Annotated in this window: 14 protein-coding genes and 1 pseudogene; 9 read left to right on the top strand and 6 right to left on the bottom strand. The window is 47.4% G+C overall.

Annotated features, from left to right (window positions below):
- From AC1XTG_RS21075 to AC1XTG_RS21065, 3 genes and pseudogenes are all read right to left on the bottom strand, one after another.
- Positions 1-1,810, bottom strand: a pseudogene (locus tag AC1XTG_RS21075) (T9SS type A sorting domain-containing protein); the annotation flags it as partial.
- Between the two features lie 94 nt (positions 1,811-1,904).
- Complete coding sequence (locus tag AC1XTG_RS21070; protein ID WP_484843317.1) at positions 1,905-3,434, bottom strand: DUF1501 domain-containing protein; 1,530 nt, start codon at positions 3,432-3,434, stop codon at positions 1,905-1,907.
- A 12-nt stretch (positions 3,435-3,446) separates the two neighbouring features.
- Positions 3,447-5,084 (bottom strand): DUF1800 domain-containing protein, encoded by a 1,638-nt coding sequence (locus tag AC1XTG_RS21065; protein ID WP_484843316.1) that lies wholly within the window; start codon positions 5,082-5,084, stop codon positions 3,447-3,449.
- A 212-nt stretch (positions 5,085-5,296) separates the two neighbouring features.
- Here AC1XTG_RS21065 and rfbD point away from each other — a divergent pair, with 212 nt between their 5' ends.
- On the top strand, positions 5,297-6,154 hold the full coding sequence (gene rfbD / locus AC1XTG_RS21060) for a dTDP-4-dehydrorhamnose reductase (RefSeq protein WP_484843315.1): 858 nt from the start codon (positions 5,297-5,299) through the stop codon (positions 6,152-6,154).
- A gap of 5 nt (positions 6,155-6,159) precedes the next feature.
- Here rfbD and AC1XTG_RS21055 read toward each other — a convergent pair whose 3' ends face one another.
- The 3 genes from AC1XTG_RS21055 to AC1XTG_RS21045 form a co-directional block, all read right to left on the bottom strand.
- Entirely contained in the window at positions 6,160-7,674 is a 1,515-nt protein-coding gene (locus AC1XTG_RS21055) for a capsule assembly Wzi family protein (RefSeq protein ID WP_484843314.1), read from the bottom strand.
- Positions 7,675-7,745: 71 nt separating this feature from the next.
- The gene (locus AC1XTG_RS21050; protein WP_484843313.1) at positions 7,746-10,586 is read right to left on the bottom strand and encodes a family 78 glycoside hydrolase catalytic domain; all 2,841 of its coding nucleotides are present in this window, start codon (positions 10,584-10,586) and stop codon (positions 7,746-7,748) included.
- Between the two features lie 25 nt (positions 10,587-10,611).
- The gene (locus AC1XTG_RS21045) at positions 10,612-12,372 is read right to left on the bottom strand and encodes an alpha-L-rhamnosidase-related protein (protein WP_484843312.1); all 1,761 of its coding nucleotides are present in this window, start codon (positions 12,370-12,372) and stop codon (positions 10,612-10,614) included.
- A 187-nt stretch (positions 12,373-12,559) separates the two neighbouring features.
- Between AC1XTG_RS21045 and AC1XTG_RS21040 the strand changes: the two genes are divergently transcribed.
- The 8 genes from AC1XTG_RS21040 to AC1XTG_RS21005 all read left to right on the top strand — a co-directional run bounded on the left by AC1XTG_RS21040 (position 12,560) and on the right by AC1XTG_RS21005 (position 24,016).
- Complete coding sequence (locus tag AC1XTG_RS21040) at positions 12,560-12,697, top strand: hypothetical protein (RefSeq protein WP_200942751.1); 138 nt, start codon at positions 12,560-12,562, stop codon at positions 12,695-12,697.
- The gene (locus tag AC1XTG_RS21035) at positions 12,694-14,391 is read left to right on the top strand and encodes a sodium:solute symporter family protein (protein ID WP_056283855.1); all 1,698 of its coding nucleotides are present in this window, start codon (positions 12,694-12,696) and stop codon (positions 14,389-14,391) included. The genes AC1XTG_RS21040 and AC1XTG_RS21035 overlap by 4 nt, the downstream gene beginning before the upstream one ends.
- 344 nt (positions 14,392-14,735) lie before the next feature.
- A complete protein-coding gene (locus tag AC1XTG_RS21030) occupies positions 14,736-16,100 on the top strand; it encodes a TolC family protein (RefSeq protein WP_484843311.1) in 1,365 nt (454 codons plus the stop codon).
- 42 nt (positions 16,101-16,142) lie between these two features.
- Entirely contained in the window at positions 16,143-17,252 is a 1,110-nt protein-coding gene (locus AC1XTG_RS21025) for an efflux RND transporter periplasmic adaptor subunit (protein WP_484843310.1), read from the top strand.
- Between the two features lie 38 nt (positions 17,253-17,290).
- Positions 17,291-20,467 carry an efflux RND transporter permease subunit gene (locus AC1XTG_RS21020; RefSeq protein ID WP_484843309.1) on the top strand — a complete coding sequence of 1,059 codons (3,177 nt, stop codon included), beginning with the start codon at positions 17,291-17,293 and terminating at the stop codon, positions 20,465-20,467.
- Positions 20,468-20,561: 94 nt separating this feature from the next.
- The gene (locus tag AC1XTG_RS21015) at positions 20,562-21,464 is read left to right on the top strand and encodes a bestrophin family protein (RefSeq protein ID WP_484843308.1); all 903 of its coding nucleotides are present in this window, start codon (positions 20,562-20,564) and stop codon (positions 21,462-21,464) included.
- 150 nt (positions 21,465-21,614) lie between these two features.
- Positions 21,615-23,270 carry a sensor histidine kinase gene (locus tag AC1XTG_RS21010; RefSeq protein ID WP_484843307.1) on the top strand — a complete coding sequence of 552 codons (1,656 nt, stop codon included), beginning with the start codon at positions 21,615-21,617 and terminating at the stop codon, positions 23,268-23,270.
- Positions 23,270-24,016, top strand: coding sequence for a LytR/AlgR family response regulator transcription factor (locus AC1XTG_RS21005; protein WP_484843306.1), 747 nt, complete (start codon positions 23,270-23,272; stop codon positions 24,014-24,016). Before AC1XTG_RS21010 ends, AC1XTG_RS21005 begins: the two co-directional genes overlap by 1 nt.
- Positions 24,017-24,037: the final 21 nt, after the last annotated feature.

The raw sequence follows: 24,037 nt of genomic DNA, 5'->3' as shown, positions 1-24,037 counted from the left end.
CACCGGCCAGAAGAACCGTCGTTCCTTTGATACGAGCTGCCAGCGTATGTGGCTGGCCGTCTTTCAGGATATCGGGCACGGACACACTAAACCCGTAATTGCCAGTGCCTTTGCCATCCGATTTCAAATCAGCGCGGTAAGTTGTTGCAACAACCTGGGCCCGCAACGTAGTGCCTTCCAGGATCTCAACAGTCAGTCCTTTCTCCGGGTAATTCTCGTCCCATGCATAACCTTTAATCACATTACAGTCAACCGATTCCAGGACCCCGCTGTACAATGGTAATACCGCACATGTGACACTGATCGGAGAAGCAGTAGGTGAACCAGTCAGCTGGAAGCCGGTATCCTTGATCCGGGCGCTGATCGAGTGCGCTTTGCCATCTTTCAGACTAGCAGGAAAATCAATACTGAACCCGTAATTGCCGGTGCCAATACCCTTGGCTTTCAAATCATCGCGGTAATTATTAGCCAGCACACTGGCAATAACTTTGGTACCGTCTAGAATCTCAACCGTGAAACCAAGGTTAAGATATCTTTCGTCCAATGCATAACCGAATATACTTGAGCAAGTCGCATTGAAATAACCAGCATATGAAGGTGGAGAGCATGTAATAGCCTTACCCGAACCAGGGAGTGTATAATTCACATTAGCTACACGAGCAGAGACGACACGAGCCTTTCCATCTTTAAGCGTTACCGGGGTTTTAATCTCAAAACCGTAGCTACCAGTACCTATACCCGATGTCTGAAGATCATTTCTCAATAGATTCGCTGTTACTGTCGCATGTACAGTATTACCCTCTACTATTTGCACAGTCACGGTAGAATCTGCTGCATTCGCATTCCATATCCACCCTTTGATTATATCACAATTTGCAGTCTCAATTGCGCCGTTGAAGTTGCAGTTTAAGGACTTCGGTCCACCCGTCAATGTATAAGAGCTACTTCTAACCCTTACTGATAACGAGTGATTATTACCATCAATTAAATTAGCAGGAACCGGTATTTTGAACGCATGCTTTCCGGTTCCGATATTATCATCTTTCAGATCTTGGCTAAAAATGTCTGCCTTTACTGTGGCATGAACCTTTGTTCCTTCTATAAGTTCTACGGTTATATCAGCATCGGGGTGATTTTTATCCCAAACCCATCCAGTTACCTCCGTGCAACTCACTGATTCCATAACACCAACATAGAGCACGGGCGACGGTGCGGTGGCTAATGCAGCTAAGGTAAACGCGGAGTAATTATCCGGGATCAATCCTTGAATAGATGTGATTGAACCAGAGCTCAACGTACTTTGAGCCCCAAAGATTGAGGTTTGGTCAGCTGTTGAAGATATCGCCTCCCACAATCCTTTTGTTTTATTCCATCCAACGATAGTTAGAAACTTCAGATCGCCGCCACTTAATGATGATATGTTACTTTCAGCATTCCAGGTGAGCGTGATCCTGGTAGGGTTTGAACCGTTGATATCCCAAAATTCTCTGGTACTTATCCTAACAATCGTTGTCTCTTTTTTAGTAGTAACAAAGGGTGCTCCTGAGGGAAGACTAGCCGCTGCGGCACTTTCCTTGAAGTAAGCACCAAAAGTTCCATCCGCCTCGGCGCCAAACGGACGATATGATCCTTTATGTCCAACAGGGAATAGAAATAAAGTGTTACCACTCTTTTTCACATAACCATCTACATGTTTAGTAGCACCTGCTCCTGTTGGCTTTGAATTTTCTGAAAAGCTGACAATGCCCAATGCACCTGTTCTATCTGTTGTTATAATGCCCTTCTGACCAAAGCAGATGGTACTCAGCATTAGAACGAAAGACATTAAACAACTTGATATATAGTAATTTCTCATGCTTTTATTAAGTTCTCTCATGAAGTATTGTCTTGCGCCTTACAGATGATTAGCCTGTTACGCTGATACTGTAGTCTCCCAGAAACTTCAACTCCCCACCCGGCTCAACTTTCAAGTTCTTTGCAAAGACATTTTGTCCAACTTCGATGATATGACCAGAATTGATTTTCAGAGATGTTGTTGAGGAAGGCACTCTCCCGTTTGACCAGATCTCGGGATTTGGCCATGCACCTGAGGAGATAGTCTGTACTACATCAGAAAAAAGAGACGTAGTCTTGTAATTGTTAAATAACAGCTGTTCAGTTTGAGATCCGCCAGCGCCAAACCAATCGTTCAGAATGTCCGCGTAAACACGTCGAAAGTCAATCTGCATTTTGATGTCTCTGTTCATGTACCCGGGAGACGGAGAGACAGGGAGCAATCCATTTGTCAAGTCTGGATTAGTTCCGACGAGTTGCCTTTTTATTCCTGTTCCAAAAACGAACATCGGTGCGGCGACACCATGATCTGTTCCTTTTGAAGCGTTTGATGTAGCACGCCTTCCGAAGTCGGAGAAAGTCATACCAATCACTTTATCCTCGGTTCCTTGCAGCTTGAGATCACTTTGAAATGCAGATATGGCGTCAGATAATTTTTTAAGCAACTGAGCATGATTACCCTCCGTAGTACTGGTTCCAACCTGCTCGGAATGCGTATCAAACCCTCCTAACTCAACATAATATATTTTTGATTTCAGGCCACCGTGAATAAGACGGGCCACTATTTTAAGTTGCTCTGAAAGCTCATTTTTTTGCGATGCTGCTGGATAGGTCGCCAGATTTCTTCCCGCATCCGCTGCCGCTTTTATCTCCGAAGCGTACCCTACTGCCATCACCTGTTGCTGTCGTATGTAAGAAATAAGCTCGCCAGCATCACAACAAGGCAGATTTTGATCGATTGCAGTATTGGAATCTCCAATCAACTGATAAAAGGATTCTGGATCTTTTAAGGTAACTCCCATAGATTGCTTGCCGCCAAGCAACGTTGTAGTACTTATCTGTCCAATTTGAATCGCAAGAGGATCCTCCATCTCAGAATTCGGATAGTTCTGCGGGTAATTGGGATAATTACGATCCAAGAATCTGCCGGCCCAGCCAGTTGTAGGTGTCTGAGTAGTCTCAACCCCAGTCATCCATATATCGGTAGATCCGAAATGGGATGAATTTGGATTCGGGTATGAAACTGAATGCACTATCGCTAACTTCCCTTCATTATAAAGATTGCGCATCCCTGTCATAGCGGGATGAAAACCGGTTTCTGGAGTTCCAGCCAGACTAAGCACCTGATTGGCAGGAATAGCAATATTGTTTCTTAGTTCATTATATCTTGAATAATGCTCGATTGGTATTACAGTGTTAAGTCCATCGTTGCCTCCACCCAAGTACACAATTACTAAAATGCGATCGCTATTTAAGGCCGCGGTGTTTCTAAGCGACCTGACCAACGCAGAGTTCTTTGCCAGTGATTTCACACCAAAACCGTCGACCATTACCGGTAACATGAGTGCAGACGCCGCAGAAAAAAATTCTCTCCTTTTCATATTAAGTAAAGATTAAAACAGTTGATATTCAGCCATTCTGAGCATATACTTCAGTAAGGCCCGGCACCTCCACAACACTGTGTTCTTCTTTGTATTGTCTGTTGGAGCTGCCCGATAAGCATCCCATTCTTTGATCCACGTTGTCCTGGGACTGCTATTCATCATCATTATTCTATCAATAAGGAAATCCTTCTGAGATTGGGACAAGTCCGTGGCGAACATGTTTTTTAAAAACTCCTCGAGTACCATCTCACAGGTAATAGCTGGCGAACCCGTTACGTCAGAGAAGCCCGGCTGGATTGATTGTAATCTCCCTAAGATGTCTATACCTAAGACATATCCAGGCTTAATCGTAAGTGAAGGATAAACTAATGCGTCGCTCTTAGCACCTCGCATCCCAAGAGTAGTTTCATTAATCCAGTTTTTTGAATAACCGGATTGATAGTAGGGAAGTGATCCAAATACAGACGGCTGGTTCAGAAAATTGAGCTGCTGCATGTTCATGCTATCACACACAAAATCCATCATCTTATAATACGCAGCGTAGTCCGTACCCATATTAGGAACCGGCTGATCGAAAAACCGCACCATACCAATCATAAACTCTGCTGGCGACTTGACAATGGCCCCAACATTTCGTTGATCGAAGAAGATATCACTAGTTAGGAGCTTCCTTAATACAGGAGTGATACTGTAGTTATTTGAAGAACTTGCAAAGAATTCGGCCAGTGGGATAATGACCTCGTTTTCGATTTCCGACGTAACCGTAGGATTGACGTACCATCTGTAAAGCTTCCTGCATATGAACTTAGGGGTCTCAGGATGCGTAAGAAGCATATTTACCAGATCAGAGAGTTCTTCTTCACCTGCATTGGTGCCAGTTCTCCCCGTAATCGTGGTATTATTGTACTTTGCTGAAAACACCTTATTACTAGTGTCGTGCCGATCAATATTAAACGTGACGTCAAAAGACGTTGATCCAGACACCTTGTGATTAGCAACTTGCCAACCTGTCAACACCTGAGCCGCAGCTTTTACATCGTCCTCCGTATAATTTGCTTCACCATTGAAATTTTTCGCACCTACAGTAAAAAGCTCCTGTAGCTCTCTCCCATAATTTTCATTAGGCCTTCTTTTTTCGTTCTTGTTCCCATCCTGAAAGATGAGCATCGCAGGATCTTTGGTCACACCTACGACTAGATCTCTAAAATTCCCCAGCGCATTAGCCCTTAGGAGCCGGAGATATTTATCGGTAAAACGATAATCCTTAACAGACAAAAACGAGGTAACAAAATGGTTTTGCCAAAAAGCTGTAAGCTTTTCGAGAACCGAAGGCTTACCATTTTGCTCTACCATAAAACCAACCCACCAGTACTTGATATACGAATTGTACTCTAATACACGATTTCCGTCAAACGGCTTTGTTAGGAATTGCTGACCAGCATCGCTTCTTGCTGAATCCATCTCAATGGGAGGAGATGCGTTCAAGCGATTTGTAGAATTATTTATAAGCGTTTCTACCGCGTTGGTCGGGCTTTTACCAATAAGATCAGAGATTTCAGATTGAGTCGGCCCAAAAGTTGCTCTTCTGAGCAGATGCGCCGCTGTTTTACTTGTCAGGGGTGTTGTATATGTGTCTAACTTGGCCATACTTGGCAGTGAATGTAGTATTACGTTTAGTCTCAACCGCTATTAGACTACAAAAATATAGATATACTTATATCATAAGCAAATTAATTCTACAAATTATTTGGAATAATTTGAGTAGGTCTTTGGATAAGTTTGTTTTGGAAAAATCTGGTAGGCCGTCCACCATATAGCCCGAGTACATATATTTGCATTGAAGAACAAAAACTCGAAAAATGGAAGTATTAGTGTTGGGAGCATCCGGCCAGTTAGGCAGCTGCCTTAAGAAGGTTTCTGAAAAAAGAAACATCACAAGCATATCCTTCCCATCAGAAGAAGATGGGGATATTCTGAGCCAGGAAAAACTGGACTACTTATTCTCTGAAATGAAACCAAGGTTTGTCGTAAACTGCGCAGCTTACACAGCAGTGGACAAGGCGGAAGACGATCAAGAACTTTGCAGAAAAGTAAACAGAGACGGAGCAATCAATATTGCAGCAGCATGTAGTAAGCATGATGCAACATTGATTCATATCAGCACAGACTTCGTTTTCAAGGGAAATGTAACCGGATTACTAGCTGAATCTGATTTGGCACAGCCAGACAATGTCTACGGACTAACAAAATTGGAAGGCGAGATTGGCATTGCTGAGATCCTTAATAAGCACATCATTATTCGCACTAGCTGGCTTTACTCAGAATTTGGCAACAATTTCGTCAAGACAATGCTGCGCCTAGGAAAAGAAAGAAGTGAGTTGGGTGTGATTGTAGACCAGGTAGGCTCTCCAACTTATGCAATTGATCTTGCAGACGCGATAATCAGTATTATTGAATCCGAAATCTCTGATTATGGCGTGTATCACTACAGTAATGAGGGGGTAACATCCTGGTATGATTTTGCAAAAGCGGTGTTTGACATCAGCGGTACCAATGTCAAACTAAATCCGGTCAAAACTTCCGAATATATCACACGTGCTGTGAGACCCGCCTATTCAGTAATGGATAAAACAAAAATTAAGAAGACCTTTGATATCTCTATTCCCTACTGGAGAGACAGTTTGATTAAGTGCCTTGACGAACTTTCTAACTCTTGATATTTTTAAAAATAGAGATCTTTGCGGATTGAAAGCATAAGTCCGGTTGCATTATCAAACAATTTACCATTGTCAACAGATACTGCCCCTTTAACAATAGATCCGCCAAACCAGCTCACAGGTTTTTCCAAACCCAATAAGGCTGAAACTTGATAGACCTTTCCCCTAAACGGCGCATCATAGGTTCCCTGGTTACTTGATAATGATATTTTTGTGAGCCAGGTTGCAGACATAATGTTACCCTTAGAACCTAAATGGGTAACCCATACTCTGTTGTTGTTGGTAAAAAAATCAGCATATAATGGAAAATTATTGTCTGTTTGCGGTGTGATGAAAGGAGTACCAATCCCTCTTCCAAAGTAAGACCATCCGTCCCTAACCTGCCCATTGTTGAAGTAATCATCCTTACCCCGAATGCCACTTCCGGCAGTTGTTGTACTTCCGCCCTGATTTTTCGTGTAAAGCAGCTCCAAAGTGAGACGCTCTACATGGAATTTCTTGTTAGAAGGATTTTTGATTTTTATCTGAATTCCGTTTAGCCCATCTTTTATATTATTCAGATAGAACAGCGATCCGTCTTCTACCAAATTCTGTCTGTATATTAGAAGATTTACGTTGTCAAAATCAAGTTCAATCCCTGCATCAAGACTTGCGACGTGGTTACCAATTCTATTCCCATTGTCGAAATTTGAAGCACCCTGAACTTTTCCATTTGGTTTAATACCACTAATTACATACCAGTAGTTACTCCAACCTTTGGGCATCTGCCCGTCCACCGTAAAATACGGGCTCTTTCCACCCCATTGTACCGCGTGATTAAAACCACCGTGTAGTTGCAAAAGCCCATTTGGCTTTCCGATCCGTACGTAAAGTGCTTTGTTGTGCAGTTTTAGCTCGCTTGTCACTGGTCTGCTGTTTTCGAGCCAGCCGTCAGAATAGAAGCCTTTGAAGTAGAAGAAGTTCTTGATCAGTGGTACGTAATTTTCGAAACCGATCTGGATCTTTGGAATGGGTAACGCATTACCTGACCACATATACGCGCCCGTCCCGAGCTCGTGATCGTTGAAGCCGACGTACTGCTTGCGGCGGCCCACAGTCAGCTGAAAGTTGCCCAGCGCGATCCCCGCATAAGCTTGCGGAATCAGCAGCTTACTGTACTTGCTCACATTGCCGACAACCTCCGCGCCATAAGGCAGCGTCCATTTCAGCTTCTTGCTTTCGTCTTTTGTCAACACACTTCTGCCTTCCACTCCCACCCTCGGACTGAAAACCTGTCCCGTGATCGGTACAACGCCCCATTGATTGGCGTGGAGCCAGAAAGGAGTACGCGACGCGGTAGATCCGTAAGCAGCCAGTTCAACCCACGCTTTACCCTGTGACTTTGTGGCGATCGTATCCTCCGGTGCAGTCTGTTCGATCGGCAGCGCAGACGATGCAACAGAAAAACTGCTGTTAAAAATGGCGGTGAATGCCAGCGTGTAGAAGATTGATTTCAAAGAGCCTGTTTTTTGTAAATCCATTAACAATAGCAAATTAGACGTTGAGTTCTTAGATTCTAACTGCAAAAGTTAACAAATAAATTGAAAGTACATCAATGCGGCGCGATAAACTCGTAGGTTCCTGAGCCAACCTCCACAAGTGTGTACCCCTGTTCTTTTCCCAAAATATTCACCTGTTTCGATTGGTTGATTTCGCGGCTATTCACAAAAATCTGACCTTCGCTGAATCGCGGAATGTATATCCGGGCTTTTGTATTCACAGGTACTACAACCTTCATCGTGAGTCCGTTCTGTGTTTTTGCCCATTCGGAAACGATCATCCCGTTCATTGTCCGCAAACTGGCTGCAAGCCGGCTGATACCCTCCCGCCCCATTCCGTCGGGCGCGATCTCGGGCCGGATGTCAAACTCCGCAAAGCCCGGCCGGGTAGCTTTAATACCCGCCGCATTGCCGAACATCCACTCACAAACCGCGCCGAATGCATAGTGACTGAACGAGTTCATTGCCGCATTGTATTTGAACCCATCTTCTTTGGTAAAGCTGTCCCAGCGTTCCCAGATGGTCGTAGATCCGTTTTCAACTTCAAAACCCCACGACGGGAATTCCTTGCTGAGAAACAGCTTGTAAGCCATATCAGAATAACCGGTAGCCGAAAGCGCCGGGAGCAGCGGCTTAGCCCCCAGAAAACCTGTCGCCAGCTTTCCGCCATTCTCCCTCAGCAGCTCAGCCAGCCTATCTCCTGATTTTTTCATTTCAGCTGGATCAATGATATTCATATAAATCGCATTTGCATACGCAGTCTGGGTGTGACCGGTAAAACCAAGTGCACCATCCACATAACCTGCACCATCTCCGTAGGCTTTCTGATCACATTTAAAACGGCCTTCTGAGTCGGTATAATGCGCCAAAACCGCCTTTCTGACTTTCGCCGCAGCTGCTGTAAAATGCTGTTTGTCTTTAATATTGCCGGTTGCCTCCGCCATTTCGGACATTAAGTCGGCGCAATACGCATAGTAAAAAGAAGCCAGCAGATCAGGCGGCGTTTTCTTGCCAAATGAAAGCCAGTCGCCAAAACCGCCTTTGGGATCAATATCAGCAAATGCATTTTCCTTGAAAACGTATGCTCCGTTACTTCTTTTTTCCAAAAAATCCATGAAGGCTGTCATATAAGGCCAGCCCTGGCTGATCATGCGCGTATCGCCGTAAGCACGATAAATCTGGTATGGACAGATGATTCCCGCTTCCATCCAACCTGGTGAAAAGGTGTCGGTTTTACGCAAGTCCGGCGCAGGAGCGTAGAGTGGATAGGCGCCGTTTTCACGCTGACCATCGTTGAGGTCTACCACCCATTTGGTAAAAAATGAAGCAACATCGCGGTTGAAAGTGGCTGATTTTACGTAAACCTGCGCGTCACCAGTCCAGCCAATCCGCTCGTCACGCTGCGGACAGTCTGTGGGAATGTCGATGTAATTGGCGCGCTGCGTCCAGTCAATATTGCTGTAAAGCTGATTGACCATCGCATTATCTGTTTCAAATGTGCCTACTTTGGGAGTATCTGATCCGATCACAAGTCCGGTCAGCGTTTGACTATCGGGTGCCTGCCGAAGGCCATTGATCTGGACAAACTGAAATCCGTGGAATGTAAATTTCGGCTCCCAGATTTCTCCATTCGGGTCACCTTTGAGTATGTAAGTATCAGTGGCGCGCGCCATTCGTAAATTCTCAGTCATCAGTCTTCCATCAGGATGCAGCTTTTCGCCAAAACGCAACTGTATGGTATCTCCTGCCGCGCCTTTGACTTTCAGCCTGACAATACCCGCGAAATTCTGGCCCATATCCATAATGTAAGATCCATCAGGCCTCCGATTTGTCGTTTTCACCGCAATTGTTTGGGTGATCCGCACCGGCGGACCTGGATAAACCTGCAATTTCCGCTCTGGCTTATCCGGGAATACCTGCGCTGGTTTCCATTTCTGATCGTCAAAACCCGCTGTATTCCAACCTTTTTCTTCCAGGCGGGCATCGTAAGTTTCTCCATTCAAAAGATCAGATTCCAGGAGCGCACCCTGGCTCGCTTTCCAGCTTTGATCGGTCACAAGCGTCTCGCTGGTTCCATCCTGATAACTGATTTCCAGCTGGGCTTTTAGGAGCGGCACTTTACCGTAGAATGCGCGCACCACGGGATTTTGAACCAATAATGAATAACCAAGATACCCTGCGTACCAGCCGTATGATAGCTGCGCAGCCAGTGCATTGGCACCGCTTTTCAGGTTACTTGTCACGTCGTAAGTCTGGTAGTAAACCCTCTTATCATAATCCGTCCAGCCGGGCGTCAGAAAAGCATCCCCTATCTTTTTCCCATTGATTGAAAATTCATAAAGACCGAGCGCCGTCACGTGCAGGGTTGCCCGTTTGATGGCCGGCTTAACCTGCACCTTTTTCCGCAGGTAAGGCGCTGGCGGTAAATGGTACACTTTGCCTTTTCCCAGGTGATCCAGGTCCAGACCGATCCACTCAGCTTTCCATTCTGATTTATCAAGCAGCCCCATTTCCCAGCGCGCCACCTGGCTCCACGGACCAGCGATGCCATTCTTGTCCCAACTCCTTACTTTCCAGTAGCATCTCTGCCCTGATTTCAGCGGCTTTCCGGCATATTCAACCTGGTAAGTGGCGCGGGAAGCTGTTTTTCCTGAATTCCAAAGATCTGCCTTGTTTTCGGTAAGCGCATTTTCAGAACTGGCGACAATGATCTGGTAAGCAGTTTGCAGCTGGTCTGACTGATTGGACGAAAGCTCCCAGCTCAGCCGGGGCGCGGGTACATCCGTAACCGGATTTTCCTTGTATTCGCAACGTAAATAGGAGGCTGTGAGCCCGGCAGCTTTCATTCCCGTGGCAGTAACCATGATTGCCAATGCCAAAAAGTATTTTTTCATAAGATAATAGAAGAACTAACCTGGATTACCGAAGTACCTTCACCCCTTTCGGCGCGTCAATGGAAGATTTAATGCTGCCGTTTGCCTGCTTTTCGTGCCGGATCTTTACAATGCCCATTGGTGTGGGATAAGTACCTTCTGCCCAGGCAAGATCACCCAGGTTGGGTTTAATGCGGATCGTCTTGCAGCCGGGTTCAACGATACTTACACCCAAAACATGTTCTGAAAGCCAGGAAGTAGGTCCCGACGCCCATCCGTGACAAAGACTGTGGCGGAGGTTTTTGTAACAATAAGCGCCAAAATCGCCGTGGATATCATCTTTCCCCTCAGGTACCAGCTCGTCAATCGGCGCCGCATTCCTGGTCCAGGCCAGATCAAAATCTTCCCAAAAAGTAGTAGCGCCCATATCCAGCATGCCGCCCCAGTAGCTGCGTATACAGTCCAGCGCGCCGGCATAGTCTCCTGCCTTCGCTTTGGCTTGAAGCATATAGTACCCGTAAAAAGTTGAGAAACGCTCGCAGCCGCCTTGTGCGATCACGTCTGCATTGGCTTTCTGCGGATCAACAAGTCCGGCCATAGAAAGAAGAGCGGCCGCTTGTTTGGAACCGTTTATTTCAGGTACATATAGTTTAAGCTGAGCAGCTGTGGATTTGCATTTGGAAGCCTGCGCGGGCTCGTCCAGTATGGTGCACAGCTCAGCACCTGCTTCGAGCGTCATCACCATCATTGCGTGCAAGCCGGCGTGAATGCCCTGCGGATTCTCGCTGGAAGGCCAGTCCAGGAAACGTGTTCCATCCAGGTTTTCTTTATTGTCCTTTGTTTTTTGGATCAACAAATCCAGCAGACCAACCAGGTACTTTTGCTGCTTGCGTAAATATTCAAGATCACCCTGGTTTTTATATAAATCCCTGTGAATCAAAACCCACCACATGGAATAGGCACTGATCCCGTTCATCCAGCCCGGCAGCGGCGTAATGTCGCGCGCCTGGTCGAGTGACTTGGCCACTACTTCATTTTTACCAAAAACCGTATTGATCGTCATCACTTCCGGGTGCATATCCCCTACCCACACCAGCCGGTCGCGTTTGATCCCGTCCCACAGGTATTCCTGCATATTCAGGTGCACCGTGTAAGCGCCTACATTCCAGATCTCGTTGAGCCTGTCGTCGCTTGACCTGAATGAGCCCAGATAAGGAATATCCCTGAATTCGAAAACCGCCCTGACCTCTTTCAGCTGCAATTCCCTGTTGGGATCCACCAGATCAATGCGTGCAAAACGGAAACCGGAGTTACCGACCTGCATGCTGCCGAGCCAGGGCACTTCTATCACAAAATCACGCATTGCGTGATCGTTCGTCGCGCCCGAAACCGTGTCGATATCCGACATAGCCTCGCTTACTGACTCTCCAAAACGGATACGAACGCGGATCGGCTTCTGATTAGCCGGCTGGTCGGTAATGAGCTGAATGCCGCCTTGAATCTCCTTTCCAAAATCAAACAGGATACCCGGCTTTTGTTCCGCATTACTGATCATCCTGCAATAATTCTGATGCACCAGGTCCGCCTGCCCCGATCCTTTCACCAGCAGTTTCTGAGCATCTATGACGCTGGTTCCTGTTTTGTCAGAACTCCACACAATCCGCTGCGGCGTGAGGTAATGCTTTACACGGGAATCTTTCTGACTCTGATAAGTCCGGTCAAAAATCGGTGGAAGGTTCTGCGACTCTGCCGTTTGCGCAAAAAACAGTAGCGCAGACCCCAGCAATGGAAAGTACTTTTTGAACATAAAGGCTTAGGATAGATTGTAATATTGCAGGAAAATAAATGATTATAGTTTTACAAACTAGCCTGTTGTGTCCTGCTGCCCGCGCCGCATTCGGGCACTATACGCTAAAAGCAGTTAAAAACCGTTACAATTTTGTCAGTGCTGCTTTTACCTCTAATTTTGACGCACCGCCTAAACCACCCAGGCCATGAATGTGAAGGAAAACAACCCGCGCGACGGACTTCCCCCGTTTGTCAATAGCTGGCGACAGCTCTATATCGTGATGATCGGCACACTGGCTGTGTTGATCCTGCTCTTCTATCTTTTTATGAGACACTTTCAATGAACTACCTTGACTGGATTGTACTTTCCCTTACATTAATATTTGTTGTTTGTTACGGAATATACCGCAGCCGCCAGAAACAGACGGTTGACTCTTTTCTGCTGGCAGGACAGTCAATGCCGTGGTACCACGTGACATTGTCGCTCATGGCCACGCAGGCCAGTGCCATTACATTCCTTTCGGCACCCGGACAAGCTTACACAGACGGCATGCGCTTTGTCCAGTTCTATTTCGGACTGCCGCTGGCGATGGTAGTGCTCTGCATTACATTCGTCCCGAAGTTCAGTAAGCTGAAAGTTTTTACCGCCTACGAATTCCTGGAAAGCCGTTTTGATCTTCGTACCCGAGGACTTACTGCCTTTTTGTTTTTATTACAACGCGGCCTTTCCACCGGCCTTTCCATTTACGCACCTTCACTGATTCTGTCTGCGATCCTGGGCTGGGATATTACCTGGACCAACATTATATCCGGCGGTATTGTAATGCTATACACGGTAGCCGGCGGCTCGCAGGCAGTATCTCACACGCATTTGCAGCAAATGGGCATTATTACTGTCGGGATGGTGGTAGCCGGCGTAATGGTCGTCAAGTTCCTCCCCGAAAATGTGTCCTTTTCCGACGCGGTGCACGTAGCCGGTAAAATGGGCAAGGTTAACCTGATCGATTTCAGCTTTGATCTTAATAACCGATATAATGTATGGTCCGGATTGATCGGTGGCTTTTTTCTACAACTCTCCTATTTCGGTACCGACCAGTCGCAGGTGGGCAGATTCATGACCGGCAGCTCCCAGGGACAAAGCAAGCTTGGGCTGGCAATGAACGGGCTTTTAAAAATACCGATGCAATTTCTGATCCTGCTTGTCGGCGTACTTGTTTTTGCATTCTATCAGTTCAATACCCCGCCGCTGTTCTTTAATCAGACTGTTGTGGATAAGGTGAAAACAAGCCAGTATGCTGCCCAGTACCAGGAGCTGGAAAGAAAACATGAGCAGGTCCAGGGCGAAAAGCGGCCTTACGTGATGCAGCTGACCAAGGCTTTGCGGGAAGACGATCATAAAGCGATCCGTGAAAACGGGGATATGCTGGCTGCAATGGACAAGAAAGTCAATGATCTGAGGGCAGATGCCAAAACGCTGCTCTCCAAGGCAGACGGTAGCGACATCAACGATGTAAACTACATTTTCCTTCGTTTTGTGATCGACTACCTGCCCGTAGGAATGGTCGGGCTGCTGATCGCGGTGATATTACTGGCTTCAATGGGCTCGGTGGCATCAGCCTACAACTCGCTCGCTTCCTGTACTGTTGTTGATATTTATAAAAGGATGATCCGGAAAGACAGTGATGACCGCGACTATGTGAAAGCTTCACGCTGGGCTACGTTTTTCTGGGGTGTCTTCTGCATTTTCGTTGCCCAGTACGCTTCCCGGTTAGGCAGTATGATTGAGGCGGTTAACATTCTGGGTTCCCTGTTCTACGGGGTGATCCTCGGCATTTTCCTCGTTGCATTTTATTTCAGGAAAATCGGGAGCCGCGCGGTGTTCTGGGGTAGTGTACTTGGGGAGATATTCGTGGTGATAAGCTATATGACAGAGCTGACGGCCTTTTTATGGCTGAACCTCATTGGCTGCGTGCTGGTGATCACATTCGCGTGGATCATCGAGTCTATCTGGCCTGAGCCTGCCCGGCAGTCCGCTTGATAACTCATTCCTGACGCATTCAGCACAATTCCCTTTTTTTATAAAATTCTTTAAAGAAAATGCCGCTTATAGCGGCTTTTTCCACTCTAGGCTTGAAACTATTCTTGCGCTTTAATCCTTAATAAATGCAATTGGGTTGTTTGGAAGCTTTTCCCCACTCCTTCTATGTAACCGTTTGTTACAAGATTTTACCTTAATGTTTCCCAGTATGTTGCCGCATTTCTCCTTCCTTCTAAGGTTTGATCTGCTGTTTGTACCCGCAGACAGCTGACGACATTCAGCTCGTGTTAGTACAATCCAGTTTGCAGATCACATTATCTTTTTTATTCAAAATCATTTACTAAATGAAGTATTGGTCAAAGCCACAAAAACTATTGCGTTTGGCAGTTGGCTCGGCAGTCCTGTTATTGAACTCTTTTCACGTACTTATTGGCCAGGCGATTACGAGGCCAGCCGATCAGGCGCCCGTACTTGAACAAGCCACATTGCAGGATGTTGTTGCCTACGCAATCAAGAACCAGCCTGTTATCCAGCAGTCGCTGATCGATGAGCGCATCACCGAAAACCAGATCAGAAGCCGCCTCGCCGACTGGTACCCGCAGATCAATTTCAATTACAATCTGCAGCACAACTTTATCGTGCAAACCAGCATTATCGCAGGAAACCCTGTTAAGCTTGGTGTGAAAAACATTTCTGCAGCCCAGTTTACCTTGTCACAACAGATATTCAACCGCGATGTATTGCTCGCCAACCAGACCAGGCGCGACGTGCAGCTGGCAGCTACTCAGAATACGGCCAACAATAAAACAGACCTTGCCGTAAATGTATCCAAAGCGTTTTACGACGTGATCGCCACTTCCCAGCAGGTTGATGTGGCCGAAGAGGACATTATCCGCCTGGAAAGAAGCTTGCGCGATGCCGAAAACCAGTACAAGTCAGGCATTGCAGATAAAATCGACTACAAAAGGGCTACGATCTCCCTCAACAACACCCGCGCCAACAAGAAAGGCAATGAGGAGATTTTAAAGGCAAAAATTGAGTATCTCAAATCCCTAATGGGCTACCCGCTCGATAAGGCACTGAATATCAGTTACGATACCCTGCAAATGGAGCGGGACGTCATGATGGACACCTTGCAGAGCGTGGATTTCACGACGCGGATAGAATACCAGATCCTTTCTACCCAGCGCAAGCTGCAGGAGGCCAATATCCAGTATAACAAATGGAGCTACCTGCCTAACATTTCTTTGAACGGGGCATATAACCTGAACTTTCAGAATAACCAGTTTACCGATTTGTATAGCAAAAACTACCCTAACTCTTTCGGGCTCCTGACATTGTCACTGCCGATCTTCCAGGGAGGTAAGAGAAAAGCAAATCTGAGGCAGGCCGAGTGGCAGCTGAGAAGACTGGATTGGGATGTAAAAGGACTTCAGAACAATGTCAATGCCGAATACGCAGCCGCATTGGCCAACTACAAAGGCAACCTGACCGACCTTTTGGCGCAGAAAGAAAATGTGGACCTGGCGCGGGAAGTGTATGATGTGATCCAGCTTCAATATAAATCGGGTATCAAGACTTACCTGGAAGTAGTTACCTCGGAGACGGATCTGAGACTAGCGCGGATCAACTATTACAATGCGCTGTATCAGGTACTTGCCAGTAAAATCGATGTGCAGAAAGCGCTCGGACAGATCAACTACCTCTAAGCAACCGACCCTATAACAGATATCAATAGAAATTACCCAGTTATGCTCAAAAGTACCATGAAATATTATCCGGTTGCAGCCCTCCTACTCATCGTAGCGGCTTGCGGAAAGAAAGACCAGCAGCAACAGCAGGCTATGCAGCCACCGGCGGTAGCAGTTAAAATGGAGCAGGTGACTACCACGGAAGCTTCTTATTATGACGAATATCCGGGCACAGTTGTGCCATTGAACGAAATAGAGCTGCGCCCGCAAGTGACAGGCTTTGTGACCGGCATTCATTTCAAAGATGGCGCGAGGGTTAAGAAGGGCCAGCTGCTCTACTCGATCGACGCGCAGCTTTATAACGCCAACTATGATCAGGCAGTTGCCAACCTGAATGTACAGGAAGCCAACCTGGCCCGCGCACAAAAGGATGCAGACCGTTACCACGAGCTCGAAAAAAATGACGCTGTCGCCAAACAATTGGTGGACAATGCAGACGCGGCGCTTGAAGTAGCAAAAAGACAGGCAGAAGCTGCCAAAGCGAATATCAAGGCGGTGCAGACAAGCGTGCGGTACACTCAGGTACAGGCTCCGTTTGATGGTGTGATCGGCATTTCGGCTGTAAAAGTAGGCGCTGCGGTATCTGCCGGGCAGACTGTCCTGAACACCGTTTCTACTGACAACCAGCTTGCAGTTGACTTCAATGTTGACCAGAAAGAGATTTACCGTTTCTCGACACTGCTGAAAAATGCTAAGTCCAGCGATTCCACTTTTACATTGAAATTCGGCGCTGACATTTATCCGATACCCGGAAAGCTCGCCTTACTGGACAGAGCAGTGGATCCGCAGACAGGTACTATCAAAGCCAGGCTGGTGTTTGCCAATCAGGATAACAGCCTGCGTGCCGGCATGAGCGGAACAGTGCGCGTGCTCAACAATGCGGCTGCCAAATCCGTGGTGATCCCGCACAAAGCCGTTACCGAACAGCTCGGCGAGTTCTTCGTGTACGTAGCAGGCGACAGCAGCAAGGTAAGCCAACGCAGGGTTACCCTGGGAACCGCAATCGGCTCCAATGTGATCGTGAAGGAAGGACTTAAAGAAGGAGAAAAAATCGCTGTTGAAGGCGTGCAGAATCTGAGAGAAGGAGCAGTTATCAAAGAAGGTAATTGATCCGGTCCTCTTATCGCATTTAATATAATCCAGTAAAAATGATTGCAGATATTTTTATAAAAAGACCCGTCACAGCCATTGTTACCTCCGTGGTACTGGTTTTGGTGGGCCTGATCGCCCTGACGATCCTGCCGGTGGCGCAATACCCCGACGTGACCCCTCCCACCGTTACCGTGAGTGGTAACTTTACGGGAGCAGATGCCCAGACGGTCGAGCAAACTACCACGACGCCCATTGAAACACAGATCAATGGTACGCCGGGTATGACTTACATGTCAAGTAACTCGACCAGCAGCGGGCAAAGCAGCATTAACGTTGTTTTCGACGTAGGTACTGACGTAAACATTGCCGCATTGGACGTGCAGAACCGGGTGAGTGTGGCTGAGCCTACATTGCCTGACGCGGTAAAACGCCTCGGACTTACCGTGCGGAAACGACAGCCGAGTATCATGATCGTTCTGGCCTTGTACTCGCCGAACGGAACCCACGACGCACAGTTTATCGGTAACTACGCCAACATTTACCTGAAAGATGCATTACAGCGTGTAAAAGGAGTTGGTGATATCGTATCCAGAGCAGATGATTTTGGTATGCGTATCTGGCTGGATCCTGACAAGCTGGCCAACCTCCGCATGACACCCGCTGATGTTTCGGCTGCATTGGCCGAGCAAAATTTGCAGGTTGCTGCCGGTACCATTGGTGGAAACCCGCAGCCCGGCACGCAGACATTCGAGTATAGCGTACTGACAAACAGCCGTTTGAATACCAAAGAACAGTTTGACAATATCATCGTTCGCGCCTCTCCTGAAGAAGGAAGCGTGGTGTACCTGCGTGACGTGGCGCGTGTAGAGCTGGGTAAGTTTGACTATGCATCCAATGCATTCGTACAAGGTAAGCCGGCTGCTTTCGTGTTGATCTATCAGGCGCCCGGTGCCAATGCATTGGCGACTTACGACGGTGTGATGAAGGCTTTGCAGGAAATGAAAAAGACTTTCCCGAAAGACATCGACTACGTTATCCCTAATGAAACTGCCACCGTGGTACGGGTATCTATTGAGGAGGTACTCAAAACCTTCGGTGAAGCGATGATCCTCGTGGTAATTGTGGTGTTCCTGTTCCTGCAGAACTGGCGGGCAACTCTGATCCCGATCCTCGCAATCCCCGTTTCGCTGATCGGTACCCTGATATTTTTCATTCCATTCGGTTTTACGATTAATACCCTGACGTTGTTTGCATTCGTACTGGCTATCGGGATTGTCGTCGATGACGCGATTGTGGTGGTCGAGGCCGTGCAGCATTATATTGATGAGAAGAAAATGTCTCCGAAAGAGGCAACGATCCAGGCGATGAAAGATATCTCCGGGCCTGTTATCGCGATTGCATTGATCCTTGCAGCGGTGTTTGTTCCGGTAAGCTTTGTACCCGGGATTGTGGGAAGGCTTTACCAGCAGTTTGCGATCACTATCGCGGTTTCCGTATTGCTTTCCGCATTTGTTGCCTTGTCGCTGACTCCGGCTTTGTGCTCGATCATGCTGAAACCTTCCAAAGGAGCAAGTGACAAGAAAAACGCATTGGAGAAGTTCTTCGACCGTTTCAACAGGTGGTTTGATAAAGTATCTCGTGGCTATACCCGCGGTGTTTCCAAATGGATCAAAGCTACGCCGCTCGTGCTGGTCATGATGGTTTGTTTGTTCGTAGGTCTTTTCTTTTTGTTCAAAAACAAACCTTCCGGATTTATCCCTGTGGAAGATGAAGGCCGCCTTTTTGTAACCTATGAAATGCAGGAAGCGACGTCTACAACACGTAACATTGCGATGCTTAAAGAGATCATGAAACGCATTGGTACCATTCCGGAGGTACGCGTTTCAGGTGGTCTCGCCGGACTTAACGTAGTAAGCTTCTCGAACAAATCCAACGTAGGTACCCTGTTCTTAAGCTTGCAGCCCTGGGCTGACCGGAAAGGAGCCGAACACCACGTGCAGGCTGTAATCAAGCAGATCCAGCAGAAAACGGCCGACATTAAAGAAGCTAGGGTACTGGCTATTGCGCCGCCCGCGATCCCTGGTCTCGGTGCTACCTCCGGTTTCACATTCCAGCTGCAGCAGTCAACAAGTACCGACAACATCCAGCAATTTGAAGGTGTCATGCGCAACTTCCTGGGCGAGGTCAACAAGCGCCCTGAAATTGCGATGGCTTATACCTTCTTCAATGCAAGAACACCAAGTTATCAGATTGATGTAGATCGTGAGAAAACCAAAAAGCTGGGCGTAAGGGTATCGGACGTATTCAGCTCGCTCTCGACACTACTGGGTAGCAGCTATGTGAACGATTTTAACCTTTACGGCCGTAACTTCCGCGTGATGGTGCAGGCTGACAGCAGCTACCGGTCTTCTCTTGACAAAATTCAGAAGTTCTACGTCCGTAACCAGGCCGGGAACATGATCCCGCTGAGTGCGCTCGTTACATCCAAAGTGGTAGAAAACCCTGCATTGATTTCTCACTATAACATTTACCGTTCTGTCGAGATCAATGGTACGCCCAAGCCGGGTTATAGCTCGGGCCAGGCTATTCAGGCGCTGCGCGAGGTTGCACAAAAGCTGCCCGCAGGTTACAGCTACGAGTTCTCGGGTATGAGTAGCGAGGAGATCAAAGCGGGTGACAGTACCACCACGATCTTTGCGATTTCGATCGTGTTCGTGTTCCTGTTCCTGGCTGCGCTCTACGAAAGCTGGTCAATCCCGTTCTCGGTTCTTTTCGCTGTGCCTATCGGGGCATTCGGATCGATCCTGACACTGACTTTCCTTCCGAACCTGTCCAATAACATTTACGCACAGATCGGTTTGATTACACTGATCGGTCTCGCCGCGAAAAACGCGATCCTGATCGTCGAATTTGCGAAAGAGCGTGTCGACCATGGAATGGAACTGGTAGCAGCAACACTGGAAGCAGTGCAGTTGCGTCTGAGACCGATTATCATGACTTCGCTCGCATTTATCCTTGGGGTACTTCCGCTTGCATTCGCGAGCGGCGCCGCAGCCGAGTCACGTAAGACAATTGGCTGGACGGTATTCGGTGGTATGCTTGCCGCTACTTCGCTTGCGATATTCGTGGTACCCGTCTTGTTTGTTGCCATCGAAAAGCTGGCAATGGGCAAAAAAGGGCACCATAAGAAAGACGATGGTACTACACCAGCGACAGAGCCGGCGGCAGTCTGATCAACCGGCATAATATTTTAAAACGGAGCTTTGAGGGTCAACTCAGAGCTCCGTTTTTTTATTACCTTTTCAAAAAAGATTTCGAAAGCAGTTTATGTACGTAAAACAAGTATTTTCGATCTGGCGGCTGCTGAGAGGCATCTGGGCCGGAGTCCTCGCAGTGACAGTCTACGCAACCCTCGTTTTTTATCTTTACAGTACCAAAAACTGGCATTTTCTCTCCTTTCCGATTTCCATTATCACCATTCTCGGCACAGCGCTTTCACTGCTGCTCGGTTTCCGGACCAACTCCGCTTACGACCGCTGGTGGGAAGCACGTAAGGTATGGGGAGCGATTGTGAACGACAGCCGCACGCTTATCCGCCAGGCGAGTGCATTCATCAGTACGGAGCGGAACGAGAAAGACGAGGCTGTATCCAATCTCGCCCATTTGCAGATTGCCTGGTGCTACGCGCTGGCCAATTCGCTGCGGAGAAACCAGGTGCTTGTGTACGCCGACCTGCATTTGAGTGCAACAGAGCTGGATTACGTATCAAGTCAGGACAATGTTCCAAATGCGATCCTGAACCTGATCCAGTTTAAAATGGCGGAGCTGCACGAGCAGGGGAAAATACCCACTTTGCTTTATCAGAATATCGACGATACCATTCAGCGATTGTGCAACTCCATGGGAATGTGCGAGCGCATCAAAAACACGATTTTTCCAACCCAGTACAGCTTTTTCGTATTGCTGGTCATATTCATTTTTACGTTGATCCTGCCGATGGGCCTCGTGGAAAGCATCGGCCGCATTGCGATACCGATCACTTTCGTGATTTCCTTTCTCTTCTTCTACGTGGAATGGATCGCTTATATCCTGCAAAATCCGTTTGAAAACGGGCCCAATGATATTCCGATGACTTCATTGTCGCGCACGATTGAGATCAATTTGCTGCAACTGATCGGCGCTGAAAAAATACCTGAAAAGATCCTTCCGAAGAATGGAATTGTAATGTAGCCGCCGGTTATTTGTGTATCCAATAGCGGGGACCCTGATTAGATTCAGACTGATCCTGCATTTTACACATTGACAGGTGTTATCCGCACAATCTCAGTTTTTACAGCCTCTATGCTGCTTGATCTTTGCCATGAACCAAACTTTTGAAGTATGAAATCATGGAGATCATGCTGGCTTGTTGCGCTTCTGATTACTGCGGCGCTGAATGCAAATAGTCAGATCTTACTGCTGGAAAAAGGCGCAAACCGATTTTTGATCAATGAAAAAAATACGCAGCCGCGACTCGATCTGATCATCCAAAGCTTTACCGAACAGGAAAAACGGGAAGTGGCTGGCTACGCGGTTATTGATACCGTCACTAAACCTACTTTCATTTTCTCCAGACCAGGGATTTATCATGTGAAGGCCGGCAGAATGGCCGAGCGGCTGATTCCCGTGATCCGGAATGCTGACAAACTGGGAGCAGGATACCAGATCCTGGTAGACGAAAAAGCGCCCAACTTTGATCAGCGCAGCAATGCAGTGAAGGCATATGTGATCGACGGTGAACAATGTACCCCCGCGCCAACCTTGCCATTCGGACCGGATAGTATAACAATCTCACTGGTAAACTCAGGCGGGCAATTACTTAGCGAGCTCAGAATAGGATTACACTATCCCAAACCTGAACTGTTTTACGTCAATATCAATGTAAACATGAATGCAGGTCTGGCGGATACAAGTCAGTTGCGCAAATTCATGCACTTTTTCAACCGGGCTCCTACCCGCTACTCACAGCCCAATGCAGTTCCAGATAGCCTGTCGATTGCGGAAAACGAGATCTTTTTTGGTTTTAAAAAAGCGTATTATGATGGAAAGGTACAACCTACGCGTATCCGCTACCGGATTGGTCCAAACAGCAATTTATGGGTTGGTACGTTTCGGGAACTTACTCCCTTTGTAGCACTCAAACAATCCAGCGAAAACTGGACCTGGCTCATTGACGGCAATTATGAGCTGCAATATTCATACAGCGCGAAGCAAAAGAACTTTGGTACATACCCTTTTGCAGTAGACCACCACTGGCTGAATAGTCTCGCCTACAACAGTCAGTTTCTGGTCTTCGTCCCAATAGCGCTGCTCTACGGCAAACCCTGGCTTGCGCTGCTGCTCACCAGCGGGCTCATTTACCTGTGGTTCCGAAGCAGATTAAAGAAAAGCCGGCAGCTGGCAGCCAAAACAAACCTGGAACTGCAAGCCATTCAATCGCAGCTTAATCCGCATTTCATTTTCAATGCACTGGGTTCACTTCAGGGGTTGATTAACAAAAATGAGATTGACCGCGCAAATACCTACCTCTCCGGTTTCAGTAAGCTGATGCGAAATACGCTCACGCAATCCGAAAAGGAAATGGTGCCGCTCTCGGTCGAAATCAGCAATATTGAAAATTATATCAAACTCGAACAGCTCCGGTTTGGCTTCACTTACCAGATCCAGGTCGCGCCGCAATTAAGTAACATGCAAACCGAAGTGCCGCCGCTGCTGATCCAGCCTGTTGTAGAAAACGCCATCAAACACGGCATTTCGGCACTGGGCGCCAATGGACAGCTGACCGTTTCATTTCTGGAAAGCGGAACGAAGCTGATCATTGAAGTAAAAGATAATGGTCGCGGGTTTGACATTTCTAGAAAAAGCAGCGGAAAAGGACTTGCTCTCACGCGCGAAAGAATCAAGCTTTTGAACATGCAGGGGCGTTTGATCAGAATGCAAATCGAGTCGGATAGCAATGGGACGCAGGTTACGGTAACTCTTAAACAGTGGCTTTGATGCAGGCAGTAATCATTGATGATGAAGTTCATAATGTCGACAATCTGGTCGCATTGCTGGCGCGATACTGCCCGCAGGTTATTGTTGCGGGCCACGCTGGAAATGCAGACGATGGGGCAAAACTCATTCTTTCCGTTCACCCCGACATAGTCTTCCTGGACATTCAGATGCCCGGTAAGAATGGGTTTGAGATGCTGAAAATGCTGCCCAGTCACCATTTCGAGCTGGTGTTTGTGACGGGTTATGACCAGTACGGCATTCAGGCGATCCGTTTTTCTGCATTGGATTACATCCTGAAACCCATTGATCCGCAGGAACTTCAATCGGCTGTACAGCGCGCACAGCAGAAGATTGACCAGAAATTGCAAAATGCGCAGGTGAAGAATTTAATGGAGCTGCTTGTCACGTCGCGCCAGAGATCAGAACACCGGATCGGGCTTTCTTCTGCCAGGGAGACGAGGTTTGTAAAAGTCTGCCAGATCGTCCGCTGCCAGGCTGAAAACAATTACACGATTTTCTTTCTGGACGGAGGCGAACAAATGCTGGTATCCCGACCGATGTTTGAGTACGACGAAATGCTTTCCGGCTACGGATTTCTGCGCCCGCACAACTCGCACCTGGTCAATCAAACCTATATCAAAAGCCTTATTAAAGAAGATAGCGGCTATCTGGTCATGGAAGACGGCGCGAGAATTCCTGTTTCCCGACTGAAAAAGGATATTGTCAAGAAGGCGCTTTCAGGATAGCATTTGATTCGTATTCTTGCC

It is taken from the genome of Dyadobacter sp. HNCC25DJ183 (assembly GCF_056895175.1).
The sequence above is the reverse complement of the archived record's forward strand: the minus strand, read 5'-3'. Positions and strand labels throughout refer to the sequence as shown.